The sequence below is a fragment of the Limnohabitans sp. genome, from assembly GCF_036804465.1.
GTDB lineage: Bacteria > Pseudomonadota > Gammaproteobacteria > Burkholderiales > Burkholderiaceae_C > Limnohabitans.
Window position 1 is genome coordinate 41,480 of record NZ_DAIRSK010000015.1, and the last position, 19,102, is coordinate 60,581.

Consider the following 19,102-nt stretch of genomic DNA (forward strand, 5'->3'; position numbering starts at 1 on the left):
AAACCTGCGAAAATAGTGCTTATGTTCACCGGAATCATCACCGGCGTGGGGCGCATCACCGCTGTCCACGACCTGGGTAGCTCTTTAAGCCACGGCAAGCGTCTCACCATTGAGGCCCCTGCCGCGTATCTCGACGACGTCACGCTGGGGGACAGCATCGCGCTCAACGGTGCGTGCATGACTGTCACCAGCTTCGACCTCGACACACACACTTTCACCATTGACATCTCTGTAGAGTCCCTCGCTTGCACCAGTGGTCTGAGCGAACTGGGCCGCGTCAACCTTGAAAAAGCGCTGCGCGCGCATGACCGCTTGGGTGGCCACATTGTGTCGGGCCATGTGGACGGCACAGGACATGTCAGCCACTTTGCGCAAATCGGCGAGAGTTGGGAGCTGCGCATCATGGCGCCCACCGATCTGGCCAAGTACTTGGCTTTCAAAGGCTCCATCACCATCAATGGTGTGAGCTTGACCGTGAACAGCGTGCAAGACTTCTTCGACGAAGACGGCCCCTTGGGCTTGCGCGGCTCGCAAGTCAGCATCAACCTTATTCCGCATACCGTCGACAACACCGCTTTGGGTTCGCTCAAAACGGGCAGCACGGTGAACCTCGAAATTGACACTGTGGCCCGCTACGTTGAACGCATGTTGCGTGTCGACGCCACACTGGGCGACGCTGCCCACTTGAAAGCCTATCCATGAGCGCCCCCCACGTCTTACAACCCGCCACGATTTCCCCTGTAGAAGACATCGTGGCTGACATGAAAGCCGGTCGCATCGTCATCTTGGTGGACGAAGAAGACCGCGAAAACGAAGGCGATTTGGTACTGGCGTCTGACCACGTCACACCTGAGGCCATCAACTTCATGGCCCGCTTCGGGCGAGGCCTGATTTGCCTCACGCTCACCCGCGAGCGCTGCGAATTTTTGAAACTTCCCCCCATGGCCACTCGCAATGGCACGGTCTACAGCACCGCGTTCACCGTGTCGATCGAAGCAGCAGTTGGTGTGACCACTGGCATCTCTGCGGCTGACCGCTCACGCACCATCCAAGTGGCTGTGGCCAAAGCCACCCAAGCCAGCGACTTGGTGCAACCCGGCCACGTGTTTCCCTTGCAAGCGGTAGACGGCGGAGTGCTGATGCGTGCCGGTCATACCGAAGCTGGTTGTGACTTGGCCGCGATGGCCGGCTGCTCACCCTCTTCTGTGATTTGCGAGATCATGAAAGACGATGGCACCATGGCCCGTTTGCCTGATTTACAAATCTTTGCTGCCGAACATGGCTTGAAGATTGGCACCATCGCCGACCTCATTGCCTACCGCAGCCGGACCGAATCATTGGTGCACCAAGTCAGCGCACGCCCCATGCACACCGCGCATGGCGAGTTCATGGCCAAGGCTTACAAAGACATGACCAGTGGCGCCGTGCACATGGCCCTGGTCAAAGGCACCTGGAACTTAGACGCCGAAGTGTTGGCCCGTGTTCACGAACCCCTGTCTGTGCTCGATGCCCTAGAGCCCAACCGCGTCATGCACTCGTGGGGCTTAGACGCAGCCTTGTCACGCATCAACGCTGAGGGCACGGGCGTGGTGGTGTTACTCAATTGCGGCGAAAGCGGCGAACAACTGCTCAACCAATTTGAGGGCACCGCTCGTTCCGCCCAAGCGCCTGAGCGAGGCCGCATGGACCTGCGCAGCTACGGCGTAGGCGCACAAATCTTGCGCGACTGCGGTGTACAAAAAATGCGCCTCATGGGCAACCCGCGCCGCATGCCCAGCATGATGGGCTATGGACTTGAAATCACGGGTTATCTCTCCAACGAATCAAACCAATAAAGAATAAAAACAATGTTTATCTCCCATCCCGCCTCCCCCACCACGCTTGACGGCAGTGCTTTGAAAATTGGCATCGTCCAAGCGCGCTTCAACGATGACATCACCAACGCACTCGCTGGCGCTTGCATCGCTGAGCTCCAAGCGATGGGGGTGACAGACGACCGCATCACGCACGTGCATGTGCCGGGCGCGCTCGAAGTACCTTTGGCATTGGCCGCGCTTGCGCAAATTGAAGACCCTGAACCCTTCAGCGCCCTCATTGCGCTGGGTTGCATCATCCGTGGTGAGACCTACCACTTTGAATTGGTGGCCAACGAATCTGGCGCTGGCGTTACCCGCGTCGGGCTCGACTACCACGTGCCGATTGCCAACGCCATCCTCACCACCGAAGACATGGCCCAAGCGATAGCCCGCCAAACCGACAAAGGCCGCGATGCCGCTCGCGTGGCTGTTGAAATGGCTTTGCTGTTGGAGCAGTTGGCATGAGCGACAACCCACAGATCTTTGCGCCATCGGCCAAGGCCACGGCCAGCCAACCTGGCGCGGCCAAAACCGCCAGCACAGGCACCACCAAAAGCTCAGCCAAATCAGGCCGTAGCCGCTCACGTGAATTTGCGCTGCAAGGCCTCTACCAATTCTTGGTTGGAAACAACGAAGCGGCAGACATCGATGTGTTTACCCGTGAACTCAGCGGTTTTCATAAGTCTGACTCGGTGCATTACGACGCGCTGTTATACGGTTGCATTGAGCAACGCGAAATTTTGGACTCACGCATTGAGCCGCTACTCGATCGCAAGCTCCATGAAATCTCCCCCATCGAACACGCGGTGATGTGGATGGGCGCGTATGAGTTTGAACACTGCATCGACGTGCCATGGCGTGTGGTGCTGAACGAATACATTGAGCTTGCCAAATCCTTTGGCGGCACGGACGGCCACAAGTATGTCAACGGCGTGCTCAACGGTTTGGCCCCCCAACTGCGCGCCCTCGAAGTGGCGTCGGACCGCGCCAAAGGCAAGCTGCGCGAGGGATGATGAAAATCGCCCAACGCGCCCAACGCATTGAGCCTTTCTATGTGATGGAGGTGGCCAAGGCTGCCACCGAGCGTGCAGCCTTGGTGGCTCAAACCGATGCGCCAATGATTTTCTTGAACATCGGCGAGCCCGATTTCACGGCACCACCTCGGGTCCAAGAGGCTGCTGTCCGTGCGGTGCGTGACGGTGTCACGCAGTACACGCCCGCACTTGGCATTCCACAATTGCGCGAACGCATCAGTGCTTGGTACGGCACGCGCTTTGGCGTCCACGTGCCAGCGCGCCGCATCGTGATCACGGCCGGCGCATCCGCGGCCTTGCAGCTGGCCTGTTTGGCTTTGATAGAAGCGGGTGATGAAGTGCTCATGCCCGACCCCAGCTACCCCTGCAACCGCCACTTTGTCAGCGCCGCAGAAGGGCGCGCTGTGCTGGTACCCACCACAGCGGCTGAGCGCTTTCAGCTCAGCGCTGAGCAGGTACGTGACAACTGGACTGCGCGCATCCGGGGGGTGCTGTTGGCCTCACCATCCAACCCCACGGGCACATCCATCCACCCCGATCAATTACGCGCCATTCACCAAGAGGTGTCTCAACGCGGCGGCACCACCCTGATGGACGAAATTTATTTGGGCCTGAGTTTCGACGCTCAGTTTGGACAGACTGCACTGGCGCTTGACGATCAAATCATCAGCATCAACAGCTTTAGCAAATACTTCAACATGACGGGCTGGCGTTTGGGCTGGTTGGTAGTCCCCGATGCACTCGTGCCCGTGATGGAACGTCTTTCGCAAAATCTGTTCATTTGCGCCAACACGGTGGCACAACACGCTGCGCTTGCCTGCTTTGAAGATGAAAGCATTGCCGAGTTTGAACGTCGTCGCGCTGAGTTCAAAGCCCGGCGCGACTTCTTTGTGCCCGCACTCAACGCACTGGGCCTGAACGTACCTGTCATGCCGGATGGCGCGTTCTACGCGTGGGCCGACTGCACCGCGGCGGCAGACAAACTGGGGGTCAAAGGCAGCTGGGACTTTGCGTTTGAAGTGATGCACCAAGCCAACCTTGCCATCACCCCTGGTCGCGACTTTGGCCATGCAGACACCGCGCGCTTTGTACGTTTTTCCACCGCCCGCTCACTGCCTGAGTTGCAAGCAGCGGTGGCCCGTCTCAAAACCTTGCTGGGCTGAACGATGCGCACGATGTTCGAACACCCCATTCGGGTCTATTGGGAAGACACCGATGCGGGTGGCATTGTGTTTTATGCCAACTACCTGAAGTTTTTTGAACGCGCCCGCACGGAGTGGCTGCGCAAGCTTGGCATCGGTCAACACGCGCTGCGCGAAGAAACAGGCGGCATGTTTGTGGTCAGCGAAACCACCGTCAAATACCACAGGCCCGCCCAACTGGATGACCAGCTCCGCGTGACCGCCACACTGGCCGAAAGTGGCCGCGCCAGCTTGGTCATCGCTCAACAAGCTTGGCTTGGTGACACACTGCTGTGCGAAGGCACGATTCGCATTGGCTGGGTCGATGCCAAGGCCATGAAGCCTGCGAGAATTCCCTCTTCTGTATTGGAACGCCTGACATGACACAAGATTTTTCCATCGTTCATTTATTGCTCAACGCGAGTTGGGTCGTGCAAGTGGTGGTGCTCATGCTGATGGGCGTCTCTATCGTGAGTTGGGCCGCAATTTTTCGCAAGATTGGTTCGATAAAACGCATCAAAGAACTCAACGACGAGTTTGAGCGCGACTTTTGGTCTGGCACCAGCTTGAACGAACTGTTCGCCGCTGCAGCGCAAAACGCCAAAACCTCTGGTCCGATGGAGCGCATCTTCGCCAGCGGCATGCGCGAGTACCAAAAACTACGCGAACGTCGCATCAACGACAGCAGCGCTTTGATGGACGGCGCACGCCGTGCCATGCGCGCCAGCTACCAGCGTGAAATGGATGCGATTGAATCCAACCTCTCCATGCTCGCCTCCGTCGGCTCTGTGTCGCCTTACGTGGGTTTATTTGGCACGGTGTGGGGCATCATGCATGCCTTCACGGGTTTGGCAGGCATGCAGCAAGTGACCTTGGCCAAAGTGGCGCCTGGCATTGCCGAAGCGTTGGTGGCCACGGCCATTGGTTTGTTTGCCGCGATTCCGGCGGTGTTGGCCTACAACCGCTTTTCGCGCGACATTGACCGCGTGTCCATCAAGTTGGAAACCTTCATCGAAGAATTCAGCAACATTTTGCAGCGCAACAGCGCGAGCACGATGACGCACTAAACCGAAAGTCACAACATGGCTTCAATCTCTCCACGCTCAGGACGCGGCCGCCGCGCCATGAACGACATCAACATGGTGCCTTTCATTGACGTGATGTTGGTCTTGCTCATCATCTTCATGGTGACCGCCCCGCTCATCTCACCCACCGTGATTGACTTGCCCAGCGTGGGCAAAGCCTCCAACCTGCCAGACCAAGTGATTCACGTCGAAATCACCAAAGAAGAACGCATCACCGTCAAAAGCACGGGCACGGTGAACAAGTCTGTCAACAGCACTCTGCTCGGCCTCGCCCGGGATGTGCGAGAGCTGCAAGGTGAAACGGCGCAAGGCCCTGTGGTCATCACCGCAGACCGCACCATCCCATACGAAACCGTGGTCAAAGCCATGGACACGCTGCAACGCGCAGGCGTGCAACGCGTGGGCCTGTCGGTTCAGTTGGTCGACTGATCTCACCCGCCATGAGCGCATTGCCCAAGCATCTGGAGTTTGCTCCACCACCCCCCAAAGGAACTGCTCGCTCTGTGGCCGCGGCCTTGGTGGTGCACGCTTTGTTGATCGTGGCGCTGACAGCTGGCATTCAGTGGAAACAAGACAGCAACTTGACGCTTGAGGCCGAGTTGTGGTCAGCTGTGCCGATGGCAGCGGCACCCGCATTGGTCGAAGTGGAAGCACCTCCACCTCCACCTCCCCCCCCTCCACCACCCCCTGCGCCCAAACCAGAACCCGCGCCCAAGCCTGCAGTGAAAGCGCCCGAACCTCCTGCACCCAACCGCGACGCAGACATTGCCTTGGCGAAAAAACGCAAGATTGAAGAAGAGAAAAAACTGCAAGACGCTTTGAAGGCCGAAGAGCGCCGCAAAGAAGAAGTCAAAAAAGAGGCTGAGAAAAAAGCCAAGGCCAAGATCGAGGAAGACAAGCGCAAGCTAGAAACCAAGAAAGAAGAAGAGCGCAAGGACAAAGAGCGTAAGGACAAGGAAAAAGAGAAAGAGCGCGCCGAGAAAGAACGCAAAGACAAAGAAGCCAAGAAGCAGCAAGAGCAAAAAGCCAGCAAAGCGGCCGCTGAAGAAGCCAAAAAACTCGACACCATTCGCCAAGAAAACATGAAGCGCATCTCGGGCATGGCGGGTGCCAGTGGCAACGAAAACGCCACGGGCACAGCCATGAAATCCTCAGGCCCCTCTGACAGCTATGGGGGCAGAATCCGTGCCCGCGTCAAACCCAATATCACCTTTGACCCCAGCTCCCTATCAGGCAACCCTGCAGCCGAAGTAGAAGTGCGCTGCGCGCCTGATGGCACCATCGTGAGCAAGAAACTCGTCAAGTCCAGTGGAAACTCTGCTTGGGACAACGCGGTGCTCAAAGCCATCGACAAGACCGAAATCTTGCCGCGTGACACCGATGGACGCGTGCACTCGCCGTTGTTGTTGGTGTTCAAGCCAAACGATTGATTCCCTTTTGAAATAGATTCTTTTGTTAGAACGCTCCCTCACTGTTGATGCACTCAAAGTCGTGGCTGCACAGTTCATTGTGTGGCACCACTTCTCTGCCTATGGGCCTATGGCCGAGGCGATGACCTTGGCTTGGCCTCAACTCATGGAGTGGCTCTACCACTACGCACGGATGGCCGTGCAAGTGTTCTTAGTGGTCGGTGGTTTTTTGGCCGCTCAGTCGGTGGCGCTCAAACCCACCACACACCCTGTGAACCAGATGGCCAAGCGGTATCTGCGCTTGGTCCCGATTTATGTGCTGGCCTTGGCGCTGATCAGCATGGCTGTGGCTGTGTCACGCGACGCTATTCATGCCAGTTGGCTGCCGAGCGAGCCCAGCTGGTTGCAATTCTTGGCGCATGGCTTGCTGCTGCATGACCTGTTGGGATTTGAAGCCCTCACCAGCGGTGCTTGGTATGTCGCCATCGACTTTCAGCTGTATGCCTTGCTGATGCTGTTGTGTCACGTCTGGGATAACGCGCATCACAAACGATTGTCCATGGTGGTGGCCTTGTTGTCTGCTGCCTCGATGTGGCAATTCAACCGCATGGATGAATTAGACATGTGGGCCATTTATTTTTTTGCAGCCTATGGCTTGGGCGTATTGGCTGCATGGGCCAAACGCTCGCCATTTGAAAACCGCGTTTTTTGGATCACCGCAGGGCTGGCCTTGGGCGCCTTGTGGGTGGAGTACCGCACACGTCTTTCGTTGGCACTCATCACCGCCGTCTGGCTGGTCATCAAGCCCAAAGGCGCGGTGCACTGGACGCCCATCAAACGCGCGGTGCACCGTTTGTCTAACAGTGCCTATGTGCTGTTCTTGACGCACTTTGGCATCATTGTGTTGGCCAGTGCCCTTTGGAATTGGTGCCAAGCCAGCGGGCCTGTGACGGCGTTGGCCATGACAGGTCTTGCTTGGTTGTGTTGTGTGGCGCTGGGTATGTTCTTGCACGAAAAAGTGGAAGTGCCCTTGCACCACTGGGTCTCACAAAAATCCAAACGATTCTTTTAGTGCTTGGCGTGTTGCCGCTTGCATTGCCAAGCACTCACGCAGGCCAGCAAGGCCGTGGCAATCGAGCAGGCATACACTGACGAGAGGCCATACAGATCGCTCAAAGCGCCGCCGCACAAAGCGCCCAACACACCCGTCACGCCATAGCCAATGGATGCAAACAGCGCCTGCCCTCTTCCGCGCAAGCGACCCGGAAAATGGTGCGACAACAAAGCGATGCAAGCCGTGTGATGCGTGGCAAAGGTCAACGCGTGCAGGATTTGCGCAAACAGCAAAGCCCACAACACGTCAGCTGCCCAAGTAGTCAGCACCATGCGCAGCACCATGGCCACTGAACAAATGAACATCCAAGTGGACAAACTGAAGGCTGGCAACCACCGACTTTGCGTGAAGAACCAAACAATCTCAGCTGCCACCGACACAGCCCACAACACGCCAATCATGGTTTTGCTGTAGCCCAACTCGTCCAGGTAGAGCGAGAAAAAAACATAAATGCCGATGTGCGAGAGCACATGAAAAAACACCGAAGCAAAAAACCATTGCACGCTGCGTTGCCGCAGCACAGCCATGACGGGGGGGCGCGCTTCATCTTGAAGGATGGCTTCTTTGCGGTTGGGCAAACACCACACGCTGAGGTTCAAGGCCAACAAGGAGCACACCGCCCAGACGGGAAAGCTCAGCATGCCCTGCACCTCAAACCAAGCACCCGCCACAAACACCGTGACCAAGAATCCGAGTGATCCCCACAATCGCACTCGGCCATAACGACGTGAGTCAAAGCCTTGGTCTGTGCTGACCAAATGTGCAAGGGCCGCTTCGCTCATGGGCATCATGGCGCTGGTGTGGATGAACATCAGCAACAACACGAACGCAATCCACAGCACGCCGCCCTCGACCAACAAGCCCGCTGAGCAAATCAACGCTGCGCCCGCACAAAAGCGCAGCAACTTGACACGCTCACCCGTGTGGTCGCTCAGCCAACCCCAGCCATAGGGCGCCAGCACGCGCGTGGCAGCTTGCACCGCCGTGAGCAACCCAATCAGGGTGATGGACAAGCCCAACTCTTTGAGCCACAACGGCAAGTAGGGGTTGAAAAATCCGATGTGCGCAAAGTAGCTGGCGGACAGCGCCGCAAAGGGGAAGAGCTGAAAACGAGAAAGCGCGTTACGCGAGCGCGCTTGTGAGCTGGGAGATGTCAAAGCAGACCGGCGATGTGACCGGGGATGGCTGGCATCGCCACCTGCACATCGCCGCATTGGGCACGGTGCAACAAAGCGTGGTCGATCACCACCAACGCCAACAAAGCTTCGGCAATCGGCGTGGCACGAATGCCCACGCACGGGTCATGACGGCCCTTGGTTACCACCTCGGTGGGTTGGCTGTTTTGGTCGATCGAGTCACGCGGACTCAAGATAGAGCTGGTGGGCTTGATGGCAATGCTCACCTCCAGGTCTTGACCGGTGCTGATGCCGCCCAGCACGCCGCCCGAGTTGTTGGTCACGAAACCCTGGGGGGTGAGTGAGTCACCATGCGTGGTGCCACGCTGCGCGACACTGGCAAATCCAGCACCTATCTCCACGCCTTTCACCGCATTGAGTCCCATCATGGCGTAGGCGATGTTGGCATCCAGGCGGTCATAAATCGGCTGGCCCAAGCCCACAGGCATGCCAGAGGCGACCACGCGGATGCGGGCGCCGCAAGAGTCGCCCGCTTTGCGCAGGCTGTCCATGTAGTCTTCAAAGGTCTGCACATCGGCGCAGGGAGCGTAAAAGGGGTTGTGGCCCACATGGTCCCAGCTCTCAAAAGGAATCGGCAGCTCGCCAATTTGCGTCATGCAGCCTCGAAACATGGTGCCGTATTTTTCTTTGAGCCACTTCTTGGCCACAGCGCCAGCAGCCACCGTAGGCGCAGTCAAGCGTGCCGAAGAACGGCCTCCACCCCGTGGGTCACGGACCCCAAACTTTTGGAAATAGGTGTAGTCCGCATGGCCGGGGCGAAAAGTTTGCAAGAGGTTGCCGTAATCTTTGCTGCGTTGATCTGTGTTTTGAATCAGCAAGGCAATGGGGGTGCCAGTGGTTTTACCCTCGTACACACCCGACAAAATTTGCACCTGGTCAGCTTCGTTGCGCTGTGTCACGTGGCGACTGGTGCCAGGGCGGCGACGGTCCAAGTCATGCTGAATGTCTGCCTCGCACAAGGCCATGCCCGGAGGGCAGCCGTCAATCACGCAGCCAATGGCTGGACCGTGGGATTCACCAAAGTTGGTGACGGTAAAAAGGGTTCCAAAGGTATTGCCGCTCATGGGGTGAGATTATCCCACCACCACGAGGCGTCTCAGATCACTTGCCGTCTGTTTCTGGCGAACCACTTGGCCAGTCTTTGATGTAGGCCTTGAGCATTTGGTTTTCGAAGTTTTGGCTGTCCACCACCGACTTGGCCACGTCGTAAAAGCTAATCACGCCTTGCAACTCCCCATCGCTCACCACAGGCATGTAGCGGCTATGCGTTCCCAACATCATGCGACGTACCTCATCAATCAAGGTGTCTGGCGTGCAGGTGAGCGGCTTGGGATCCATGGCGCTGCGCACCGTCAGGTCGCCCAAAGCACCTTGGTTGCGACTGAGCGCTTGAATCACCTCACGAAAGGTCAACAACCCCAGCAAACTGCCATGCTCCATCACCAACAGGGAGCCCATGTCTTTTTCAGCCATGATGTTGACCGCCAAAACCAAAGGCTCCATGGGATCAATGGTCAACAAGGTGCCACCGCTTTGGCCTTTGACGCGCAGGATATCGCTGACTTTCATAGTTTTTCTCCTCCAGTGATGGCTGCAATATAGCCCAAAAATCTTATAGCACGTCGCGCAAGCGCAAATCTTGCCACTTCATCCACAAGCCTTCAGACTCGGGGCTAGGCACCAACAACAAACGTGCCATCAGAGGAGCCAACGGCGTGCGATGCGGGTCAGCCAGCATGACGTAGCGTGCTTCTTGCACGTGGGTTTGTCTGGCGTCAACCGATTCGCTCAAGCGCGCAATCCAATCGAGGTCCACCAAAGTGGCCAATACCTCTTCGAGTTGCAAAGGATCAAGCGCCAAGTCATCGCACAAGGTGCTCAGACTAGCGCCATAAGAGTCTGTGCTGCGAGCCAGTTGCAAACGCTGCAACACTTCAAGCGCCAGTTGAAAACGCCAGCCCACACGGCGTCCATCACGCGCAATACCCGCCAACAAACTTGGCAAGTTGGCCACCAACACAGCCCCAATCAGCACAATTGACCATGCCAGGTAAATCCATACCAACAAAATTGGGACGGTTGCAAACGCGCCGTACACCACCGAATAAGTGGGCATGAGGCCGAAGTAATACACCAGTACTTTGCGCGCCACTTCCGTGGCAGCTGCCACCCAAACGCCACCTACCAATGCATGACCCCAACGCACTTGGGTGTAAGGCACAAAACGGTAAAGCGCACTCACCGCCCAAGCCAATAAAAAGAACTCCACCACGCTGAAAAAACCTCGCAAATCACCCACCACGCTAGGCACAGCCCCGCGCGACACGGCTATGAATTGCGACATCATCACCAAGCTCGCCCCCATCAACAAGGGCCCCAGAGTGATGGCCGTCCAATACAACAACATGCTGTGCGCCAGAGGACGCCGCTTGCGCACTCGCCAAATGGCATTGAGTGTGCGGTCAATCGTGAACACCAAAGCCAGTGCAGATGCCAACAAGACTGCCACACCTGCAGCACCCAAGCTGCTCGCCTTGCTGGCAAATAGCGTCAAGTAACCCAACACTTGCCGCGAAATATTGTCAGGCACCAAGCTTTCAACCAAGCGTTTTTGCAGCACGGTTTGAAAATCAGCGAACATCGGAAATGCAGTCAACACAGCCAATGCCACCGTCACCAAGGGCACCAAAGCGATGGTGGTGGTAAAGGTCAGGCTACCCGCTGCTTGGCCCAAGCGGTCATCACGAAAACGTTGACGTAAGGTGCGGGCGGTATTGCGCCAAGGGAATCGGGAGAGGCGGTCAAGGAATTCTTGGAGTTGCGGGACAATCATGGGCAGCATCATCCCACTTTCTATCACCAACGCCGCCATGACCTCTCAAGAAAACTCCCACCGTCACGTGACGTTCACCCGCATGATTGCTGTGAGCAGCCTGATGGGACTCATCGTGTTGGGCCTGGCATGGGAATTGTGGCTTGCGCCTTTGCGACCCGGTGGTACGTTGTTGGCGCTCAAGGTGTTGCCGCTGTGTTTTCCACTCACAGGCCTGCTGAAAAACCGCATGTACACCTACCGCTGGTTAAGTTTGTTGATTTGGTTGTACTTCACCGAGGGCGTGGTGCGTGCTTGGGGAGACGCACCACCGAGCAACTACCTTGCCATGGTGGAGATCTTGCTATGCCTCACCTTGTTTGCGGGTTGCGCCTTGCATGTGCGTTTGCGGTTAAAGCACGCCAATGAAGCGACCTAGGGCTTGTCAATCGTCAGCTGGTTTGTCATGGTTGCTGCTCATCAAACCATAGAGTTTGGCGCCATGCTCAATGGCCATGGTGGTGTATGAAATATTGCCTTTGACATCAGCACCCGAGTGCAACTCGACACGGCCTGTCGATTCAATATTCCCCGTCACCCCTCCGTCAACCACAGCTTGCAGGGCATTGATATCGCCCTGCACATGGGCCTGTGACAACACAGACAACTGGGCGTTGGGGCTGCCGTTGACATCGATATTGCCCACCACATGACCCTTGAGCTGAACCAAGTCCTGCGAGAAGATGTTGCCCACCACCATGGCAGATTGACCGATGACGGTTTTTTCATCACAGGGGGCTTGATCAGACTGCCCAAATTTCAATATCTTGAACATAGGGCTTATCGCGAGACAGGGACTTCAACCAAATTCACGCGTATCGCCGCTTCAGGAATAGCGACACGCCAGCCTTGGAAAAAGATTTGAAGTTTGGACAATTGCGGGCTAGAGACTTGCCAAGGAGAAGCGCCGTATATGCTGCGGCTTTCGCTTGGCTTGAGTTGCAAAAGGGTCGCTTGCTTGTTCCCATCTACCACGCAAATTTCAGCTTGGGTCGGACTCATCACATACACATAACGACCTTCTTTTTGAGCGCTCAAGGGTGTCACCTGTGGCATCTCATCAGTGACATGCGCACAGCCCTGCAATTTGCTTGCCGCCGCCAATGCCGCAGGTTGGGCTGCTGACGAAAGGGCTGCGGACATAGGGGCTGGTGAGGAGGAGGCTGCTGACGAAGGGCTTGATAAACCAGGCTCATTCATGGCTGAATCAGCAGACGCAGGTGCCAAAGCAGCAGTGGCAGCTACGCTTGAAGCGGATGGGGCCGCAGCCACTCCAAAAGAATGCTTGAGTGGGGCTTGAATGGTCTCAGACACAGAGGCTGGAGCCGCAAAGAAATCGAGATCGCCCTCAGGTCCTTGCACAACAAACAAACCCACTGCAACCACCAGCAACAGCAAAGCACCCGTGAATTGCTTGTGCGCGTTTAACTTAACAACCCCTGAGCGCACCCACCCTAAAGTTGACCGATTGAGTGGAGGTTGATGGCTCATGGCCACGATTTGATCAAGCGTATTGAGGTGTGCATCTGCGACTTTGCCTGCATCGCGCAATTCATCTGGCACTTGTACCGTGGGAGGCTCGGCACCCAAAATCATCAGCAAGCGCTTGTAGGCTTGACGCTTGATGGCCTGGGAATAAAACAAGTGGTCACTCATCTCAGTCTCAAGCGCACGCACCTGGGCCAAAGACAAACAAGCCATGCGAGCCAACACCGACAAATCCATGCCCGCAGCTTCACGCAATTCGCGCAAGAAGGCGGGATCACACGCGTCATAAACGCCGCGCTTGGATTCGATGTTTGGCTGTTCGTTGGATGACATGTTTGAAATTTTCATCAAAAATCACTAAGAATTTATGTCACGACTATCGTCTTGCGATCCATCGCCGTCCATGCGTCCAACGGCGTGCAGTCCTTAATTATTACTTAACATCAGCGAAACAACGCTTAAACTTGCGTGAGTTTATTTACCGAATTACCCTTATGCGCCCTGTTCGCCGCCAATACGAAGATTTGATGCAACACGTAGCCCAGCATGGCGTTGCTAAGACGGACCGCACTGGCACGGGCACCCAAAGCGTGTTTGGCTACCAAATGCGCTTTGATCTGAGCGAAGGTTTTCCTCTGGTCACCACCAAAAAAGTACACCTTCGCTCCATCATTCAAGAACTGTTGTGGTTCCTCACGGGGTCCAGCAACAACAACTGGCTGAAAGAACGCAAGGTCTCCATTTGGGACGAATGGGCCCGCGAAGACGGCGATCTTGGCCCCGTCTACGGCGTGCAGTGGCGCAGCTGGCCCACGCCAGATGGCGGCCACATTGACCAAATTCAGCAAGTCCTTGACACACTCAAAAGCAACCCAGACAGCCGCCGCATGATCGTCAGCGCTTGGAATGTGGCCGAGCTCGACAAGATGGCGCTCATGCCCTGCCATGCGTTCTTCCAGTTTTATGTGGCACCGGCACAAAACCCGGGCGAGAAGGCCCGCCTCAGCTGCCAGCTGTACCAACGCAGTGCAGACATCTTTTTGGGTGTGCCCTTCAACATCGCCAGCTACGCTTTGCTCACCCACATGGTGGCCCAGCAGTGCGATCTCGAGGTGGGCGACTTCATTTGGACCGGTGGCGACTGCCACATTTACAGCAATCACCACGCGCAAGTCGACTTGCAACTCAGCCGCAAACCGTTTGCTTATCCCACCCTACACATCAAGCGTAAACCTGATTCCATCTTTGACTACCAGTTTGAAGATTTCGAGGTGTTGGACTACCAATGCCACGATGCCATCAAAGCGCCAGTCGCCGTTTAAGCCATGGCGTTGAATTTAATTTTTGCGCGCGCGCGCAACGGCGTGATTGGCAAAGACAACACCCTGCCTTGGCACTTGCCAGAAGACTTGGCTCACTTCAAACAAACCACCCTCGGCCAACCCGTGGTGATGGGTCGCAAAACTTGGGAATCTCTCCCCCCTCAATTTCGTCCTTTGCCTGGGCGCACCAACATCGTCGTGACGCGCCAAACCCATTGGCAGGCCGTTGGTGCGGTGGTGGCCCACTCCCTCGAGGAGGCCATGCAGCTGTGCCCTGCCGATGCGCAGGTGTGGGTGATTGGCGGCGCGGAGGTGTATGCGCAAGCCATGCCATGGGCTGCTCGCGCCGTCGTCACTGAGATTGATGCCGACTTTGCAGGCGACGCCTTTGCACCCACCTTCGACGCGCACTGGCAAGAAACCGAGCGCAGCACCCAGGTGGCTGCCAATGGCCTGACCTTCAGCTTCGTCACCCTGACCCGTACACCTTAATTCACCACACCCCCATGCAACTCGCCACCTGGAACGTCAACTCTCTCACCGTGCGCTTACCGCAGGTACTCGACTGGTTGGCAGCCAACCCCGTCGACGCTTTGGTGTTGCAAGAAACCAAATGCACCGACGACAAGTTTCCACATGAAGCCATTGAAGCGGCGGGCTACAAGGTGGCTTTCTTTGGTCAAAAAACTTACAACGGCGTGGCCCTGATCTCACGCAGCCAAGCCACCGATGTGGTGAAAAACATTCCCAGTTTTGAAGATGACATGGCCCGCGTGATTGCAGGCACGGTCGATGGCGTGCGTGTGGTTGGCGCATACTTTCCAAACGGCCAAGCACCCGACAGCGACAAGTTTGTCTACAAAATGCGCTGGCTTGAGGCACTACAAAATTGGCTGCGCCAAGAGCTCACCCATCACCCCAAGCTGGTGCTGATGGGCGACTTCAACATCACCGTGGATGACCGCGATGTGTGGGACCCTGTGGGCTTGAAAGACACCATCCACTGCACGGTGGCTGAACGTGAGCACTTTCAAGGCTTGATTGCACTGGGCACCCACGATGCCTTTCGCTTGTTTGAGCAAGCCGAGAAAAGCTACAGCTGGTGGGATTACCGCGAGTTTGCATTCCGCCGCAACCGTGGTCTGCGCATTGACCATATCTTGGTCAGCGATGCACTGAAAGATTCCGTGCAAGCCTGCGTGATAGACAAAGCGCCGCGCAAAAATGAAAGACCCAGCGACCACGTGCCCGTGGTCGTGACGCTGGCATGAACTGTCAATCTGCGCTTGTATTCAAGCGCGGATGCTCACCCTTCATCCAAACCCAGCTCTTGAATTTTGCGGGTGATGGTGTTGCGACCAATTCCTAACTTTTGCGCGGCCTCAATTCGGCGGCCTCGCGTGTTGACCAAAGCGGTTTGAATCAAACGCGCTTCAAAGCGGTTGACCAACACATCCCACACATCGGTGCGGCCAGCCACCAGCAAACTCATGGCTTCAGCTTCAAGACCCTGCTCCCAATCTGCACCTGGCAGGTTGAGCACCGCGGGCGCCAAGCCCTCTGGCAACACTGTCGCAACCGCTGAACCCTGACCCACGTTCGGTGTCGCAGGCGCACTGGCGCCTGATGTATCTTGCCCACGATGGCTCAGTGCCGCAAAAACCTCGTCTGACAGCGTCACCTCAGGGGGCAAGTCTTTAGGCTCAATCACTTGAGAAGGCGCCATCACGGTCAACCAATGGCAAATATTTTCGAGCTGACGCACATTGCCCGGAAAGGCGAACTGGTTGAGCACCGCTTGCGCAGTATCGGAAATGCGCTTGGAGTCCACGCCCAATTGTTGTGCGCTCTGCTGCAAAAAGTGGCGCGTCAAGGTGGGAATGTCTTCGCGGCGTTCACGCAAGGCGGGCAAGCGCAGACGAATCACATTCAAGCGGTGAAACAAGTCCTCGCGGAAGACGCCGTCTTTGACGCGCTTTTCCAAGTCTTGATGGGTGGCCGCAATCACGCGTACATTGGCTTTGATGGCGCTATGGCCGCCCACACGGTAGTAAGTGCCGTCACTCAACACACGTAACAAACGTGTTTGCAAGTCAAATGGCATGTCACCGATTTCATCAAGAAACAGCGTGCCGCCTTCGGCCTGCTCAAAACGTCCGCGACGTGTGGTTTGCGCGCCTGTGAATGCCCCACGCTCGTGGCCGAACAGTTCACTCTCCAACAAATCTTTTGGAATGGCCGCTGTGTTGATGGCCACAAAAGGGCCTTTGTTTCCCGCGTCGCCGCGTGGCGAATGTTTGTGCAAGGCACGCGCTACCAGCTCTTTACCAGAGCCGCTCTCACCAGTAATCATGACTGTCACATTGCTTTGGCTCAAACGGCCAATGGCACGAAACACGTCTTGCATGGCGGGGGCCTGGCCCAGCATTTCTGGCGTGTCGTCTTGTATTTGACTTTGAATTTGTTCGCGTTGGCTCTCTTCCAAGGCGCGTCGAATCAATTCCACTGCCTTGGGCAAATCAAACGGTTTGGGCAGGTATTCAAACGCGCCACCTTGAAAGGCCGAAACCGCGCTGTCCAAATCGGAAAAAGCCGTCATGATGATGACGGGGAGCTTGGGCAAACGCTCTTTCACCTGGGTGAGCAAATCCAACCCCGAGCCGCCAGGCATGCGGATGTCACTGACCAGAATTTGCGGACCATCGTCCTCGCTCACTGAGCCGAGCGCTTGCAGCACTTCGCGTGGACTGGTGAAGCTGCGCGTGGGCAAGTTCTCACGCAAAAGCGCTTTTTCCAACACGAAGCGAATTGACTGGTCGTCATCCACAATCCAAATCGATTTCATCTGGGCACTTTCTGTTCAAGGTTAGGAGCAACGCGAGACATCAAGGCAATGGGATGAGGATTTTGAAATCCGTGCGTCCCGCCACACTGTCACACTCAATCAAGCCATGGTGCTGCTGCACAAAGGTTTGTGCCAAATTCAGCCCAAGGCCAGAACCGCCATCTCGACCAGAAACCAAAGGGAAAAACAACCTGTCTTTGATTTCTTGCGGAATGCCGGGCCCGTTGTCTATCACATGCAATTCCAATGCCAGCCGATAGCGTTGTTTGCCAAAAGTCACTTGGCGGCTGATGCGGCTGCGCAAAACAATCTCTGCATCTCCCTCAAGCACACGCTGCGCCAACGCTTGGGCCGCGTTGTGCACGATGTTGAGCACCGTTTGGATGAGTTGCTCGCGGTCGCCACGAAACTCTGGGATAGACGTGTCGTAATCGCGCACCACCCTCAAACCCTTGGGAAACTCGGCCAAGATCAAACTTCGCACGCGCTCACACACCTCGTGGATGTTCACATCCCCCACCACATGCGGGCGGCGGTGCGGCGCCAACAAGCGGTCCACCAACAGCTGCAAGCGGTCGGCTTCGTGGATGATGACTTGGGTGTACTCAATCAGGTCTTTGCTCTCCACCTCCATTTGCAGCAACTGCGCTGCACCACGGATACCGCCCAAGGGGTTTTTGATTTCGTGGGCCAAGTTGCGAATCAGCTCTTTGTTGGCTTGGGCTTGGTCCACCAAGCGTTCTTCGCGGTCTTGGCGAGTTTGTTGCTCAAGGGGCAGCAGCTCCACCAACACCTCCCCCATCACATCGGTGGGCGCCACAATGACGTGCACAGGCATGGCCTCTTGCAAGGGTCGGCGTAAATGCGCGTCATAGCGCATGGTGGCAAACGCGTTGGCCTGAGCACCTCGAAGCGCGCTGTCGAGTGCTTTGGCTTGCGTGAAATAGCTGGCCAGTAAAGAGCCTTCAATGGTGCGGCGTGACACGCCCATCACATCTTCAAGCGCTGCATTGGCAAACACCACCACGCCATCGGTGCGCACCACAGCCACCAAGGTGGCTAGCAAATCAAAGGCTTGCGCGTAGCCAGGTTGATTTGGGTTTGGGCTAGGCCTTGTCATGGCTTGGCTCCGCTGAAGGCTACCGGGCTCAATCGCGACAACTCACGCTGCAGCCCCGCCACATCAGCCTCTGTGCGTTGCAATGCACGGCGCAGCTGGGCCACACGGTCTTGGTATTTTTGGGGTTGGCGATGCTCATCGGCACGCCGCTCGGGTTCGCCGTTGTTCCACTCACGCAGCAGCTCAACATGCTGACGCTGTGCTTTTTGCAATTCAGCTTGCAACACAGCCTGCGCCTGGGCATCGCGCTGACGTTGTTCGGTGCTGTCCACTTTGGCCGAAACACCGCTGGCATGGGTCAGTGGCGTCACCGCCTGTGACCCTTGCACACGCGTGCCCTCAATCACCGTCACGCTGCCGCCCGCCAAGGGCTTGCAGCTGAGGCTGGGGTCGGGTTGGTTGGTGTAGGCATTGCCACACCTATAAATGCGCTGCGGCTCAGACGCGGCAAGGATGGGCCATGTCGCTAAGGACAGACCCAAAGCTAGGACCCAAGACGCGCGCACAGACTGCGCATCACACAAAACACGATCCAACAAACAACGGTGGTGCAACAAAGAGATCATCTCTCAAGAATAGT

Annotated in this window: 23 protein-coding genes; 14 read left to right on the top strand and 9 right to left on the bottom strand. The window is 56.6% G+C overall.

Translation table 11 applies throughout. The annotated features are described in order from the left end of the window. Window positions 1-21 precede the first annotated feature (21 nt). From V7Q41_RS09495 to V7Q41_RS09540, 10 genes are read left to right on the top strand one after another with little or no spacing between them, the layout of a single operon-like run. Window positions 22-702 (top strand): riboflavin synthase, encoded by a 681-nt coding sequence (locus V7Q41_RS09495; RefSeq protein WP_333845579.1) that lies wholly within the window; start codon window positions 22-24, stop codon window positions 700-702. Continuing rightward, window positions 699-1,835, top strand: a complete 1,137-nt coding sequence (gene ribBA / locus V7Q41_RS09500; RefSeq protein WP_333845580.1) for a bifunctional 3,4-dihydroxy-2-butanone-4-phosphate synthase/GTP cyclohydrolase II — start codon at window positions 699-701, stop codon at window positions 1,833-1,835. The genes V7Q41_RS09495 and ribBA overlap by 4 nt, the downstream gene beginning before the upstream one ends. A 12-nt stretch (window positions 1,836-1,847) precedes the next feature. Beyond that, a complete protein-coding gene (gene ribH / locus V7Q41_RS09505) occupies window positions 1,848-2,321 on the top strand; it encodes a 6,7-dimethyl-8-ribityllumazine synthase (RefSeq protein WP_333845581.1) in 474 nt (157 codons plus the stop codon). Beyond that, a complete protein-coding gene (nusB, locus tag V7Q41_RS09510) occupies window positions 2,318-2,869 on the top strand; it encodes a transcription antitermination factor NusB (protein WP_333845582.1) in 552 nt (183 codons plus the stop codon). Before ribH ends, nusB begins: the two co-directional genes overlap by 4 nt. Then, complete coding sequence (locus tag V7Q41_RS09515) at window positions 2,869-4,053, top strand: pyridoxal phosphate-dependent aminotransferase (protein WP_333845631.1); 1,185 nt, start codon at window positions 2,869-2,871, stop codon at window positions 4,051-4,053. The genes nusB and V7Q41_RS09515 overlap by 1 nt, the downstream gene beginning before the upstream one ends. Window positions 4,054-4,065: 12 nt before the next feature. Further along, window positions 4,066-4,455 (top strand): tol-pal system-associated acyl-CoA thioesterase, encoded by a 390-nt coding sequence (ybgC, locus tag V7Q41_RS09520; protein WP_333845583.1) that lies wholly within the window; start codon window positions 4,066-4,068, stop codon window positions 4,453-4,455. After that, window positions 4,452-5,138 (top strand): protein TolQ, encoded by a 687-nt coding sequence (tolQ, locus tag V7Q41_RS09525; RefSeq protein WP_108359977.1) that lies wholly within the window; start codon window positions 4,452-4,454, stop codon window positions 5,136-5,138. Before ybgC ends, tolQ begins: the two co-directional genes overlap by 4 nt. A gap of 15 nt (window positions 5,139-5,153) precedes the next feature. After that, window positions 5,154-5,585: a biopolymer transporter ExbD gene (locus tag V7Q41_RS09530; protein ID WP_333845584.1), complete on the top strand. Its 432-nt coding sequence runs from the start codon at window positions 5,154-5,156 to the stop codon at window positions 5,583-5,585. An 11-nt stretch (window positions 5,586-5,596) separates the two neighbouring features. Continuing rightward, window positions 5,597-6,586: a cell envelope integrity protein TolA gene (tolA, locus tag V7Q41_RS09535; protein ID WP_333845585.1), complete on the top strand. Its 990-nt coding sequence runs from the start codon at window positions 5,597-5,599 to the stop codon at window positions 6,584-6,586. Between the two features lie 22 nt (window positions 6,587-6,608). Further along, window positions 6,609-7,637, top strand: coding sequence for an acyltransferase (locus V7Q41_RS09540; protein WP_333845586.1), 1,029 nt, complete (start codon window positions 6,609-6,611; stop codon window positions 7,635-7,637). Here the strand turns inward: V7Q41_RS09540 and V7Q41_RS09545 are convergent. From V7Q41_RS09545 to V7Q41_RS09560, 4 genes are read right to left on the bottom strand one after another with little or no spacing between them, the layout of a single operon-like run. Further along, window positions 7,634-8,836 (bottom strand): MFS transporter, encoded by a 1,203-nt coding sequence (locus V7Q41_RS09545; protein WP_333845587.1) that lies wholly within the window; start codon window positions 8,834-8,836, stop codon window positions 7,634-7,636. The genes V7Q41_RS09540 and V7Q41_RS09545 overlap by 4 nt on opposite strands. After that, window positions 8,833-9,939 carry a chorismate synthase gene (gene aroC / locus V7Q41_RS09550; RefSeq protein WP_333845588.1) on the bottom strand — a complete coding sequence of 369 codons (1,107 nt, stop codon included), beginning with the start codon at window positions 9,937-9,939 and terminating at the stop codon, window positions 8,833-8,835. The genes V7Q41_RS09545 and aroC overlap by 4 nt, the downstream gene beginning before the upstream one ends. Before the next feature lie 37 nt (window positions 9,940-9,976). After that, window positions 9,977-10,444, bottom strand: a complete 468-nt coding sequence (locus V7Q41_RS09555; RefSeq protein WP_333845589.1) for a CBS domain-containing protein — start codon at window positions 10,442-10,444, stop codon at window positions 9,977-9,979. A 43-nt stretch (window positions 10,445-10,487) separates the two neighbouring features. Then, window positions 10,488-11,708 (bottom strand): YihY family inner membrane protein, encoded by a 1,221-nt coding sequence (locus V7Q41_RS09560; protein ID WP_333845590.1) that lies wholly within the window; start codon window positions 11,706-11,708, stop codon window positions 10,488-10,490. Window positions 11,709-11,745: 37 nt separating this feature from the next. Here V7Q41_RS09560 and V7Q41_RS09565 point away from each other — a divergent pair, with 37 nt between their 5' ends. Further along, window positions 11,746-12,126, top strand: a complete 381-nt coding sequence (locus tag V7Q41_RS09565; RefSeq protein WP_333845632.1) for a DUF2069 domain-containing protein — start codon at window positions 11,746-11,748, stop codon at window positions 12,124-12,126. A 6-nt stretch (window positions 12,127-12,132) separates the two neighbouring features. Here V7Q41_RS09565 and V7Q41_RS09570 read toward each other — a convergent pair whose 3' ends face one another. Next, a complete protein-coding gene (locus V7Q41_RS09570; protein WP_333845591.1) occupies window positions 12,133-12,522 on the bottom strand; it encodes a bactofilin family protein in 390 nt (129 codons plus the stop codon). Window positions 12,523-12,527: 5 nt separating this feature from the next. Continuing rightward, window positions 12,528-13,568 carry a helix-turn-helix domain-containing protein gene (locus V7Q41_RS09575; RefSeq protein ID WP_333845592.1) on the bottom strand — a complete coding sequence of 347 codons (1,041 nt, stop codon included), beginning with the start codon at window positions 13,566-13,568 and terminating at the stop codon, window positions 12,528-12,530. 161 nt (window positions 13,569-13,729) lie between these two features. On the opposite strand from V7Q41_RS09575, the gene V7Q41_RS09580 reads away from it, so the two are divergent. From V7Q41_RS09580 to xth, 3 genes are read left to right on the top strand one after another with little or no spacing between them, the layout of a single operon-like run. Next, entirely contained in the window at window positions 13,730-14,557 is an 828-nt protein-coding gene (locus V7Q41_RS09580) for a thymidylate synthase (RefSeq protein ID WP_333845593.1), read from the top strand. 3 nt (window positions 14,558-14,560) lie between these two features. Further along, window positions 14,561-15,049 carry a dihydrofolate reductase gene (locus V7Q41_RS09585; RefSeq protein WP_333845595.1) on the top strand — a complete coding sequence of 163 codons (489 nt, stop codon included), beginning with the start codon at window positions 14,561-14,563 and terminating at the stop codon, window positions 15,047-15,049. Between the two features lie 14 nt (window positions 15,050-15,063). Further along, window positions 15,064-15,828, top strand: coding sequence for an exodeoxyribonuclease III (gene xth, locus V7Q41_RS09590; protein WP_333845596.1), 765 nt, complete (start codon window positions 15,064-15,066; stop codon window positions 15,826-15,828). Between the two features lie 35 nt (window positions 15,829-15,863). On the opposite strand, the gene ntrC is transcribed toward xth, so the two are convergent. The 3 genes from ntrC to V7Q41_RS09605 are packed head-to-tail and all read right to left on the bottom strand — an operon-like array spanning window position 15,864 to window position 19,088. Beyond that, window positions 15,864-17,402 (bottom strand): nitrogen regulation protein NR(I), encoded by a 1,539-nt coding sequence (gene ntrC, locus V7Q41_RS09595; protein ID WP_333845597.1) that lies wholly within the window; start codon window positions 17,400-17,402, stop codon window positions 15,864-15,866. A gap of 40 nt (window positions 17,403-17,442) precedes the next feature. Next, window positions 17,443-18,522 (bottom strand): nitrogen regulation protein NR(II), encoded by a 1,080-nt coding sequence (glnL, locus tag V7Q41_RS09600; RefSeq protein WP_333845599.1) that lies wholly within the window; start codon window positions 18,520-18,522, stop codon window positions 17,443-17,445. After that, window positions 18,519-19,088, bottom strand: a complete 570-nt coding sequence (locus V7Q41_RS09605) for a hypothetical protein (protein WP_333845600.1) — start codon at window positions 19,086-19,088, stop codon at window positions 18,519-18,521. Before V7Q41_RS09605 ends, glnL begins: the two co-directional genes overlap by 4 nt. Window positions 19,089-19,102 lie beyond the last annotated feature (14 nt).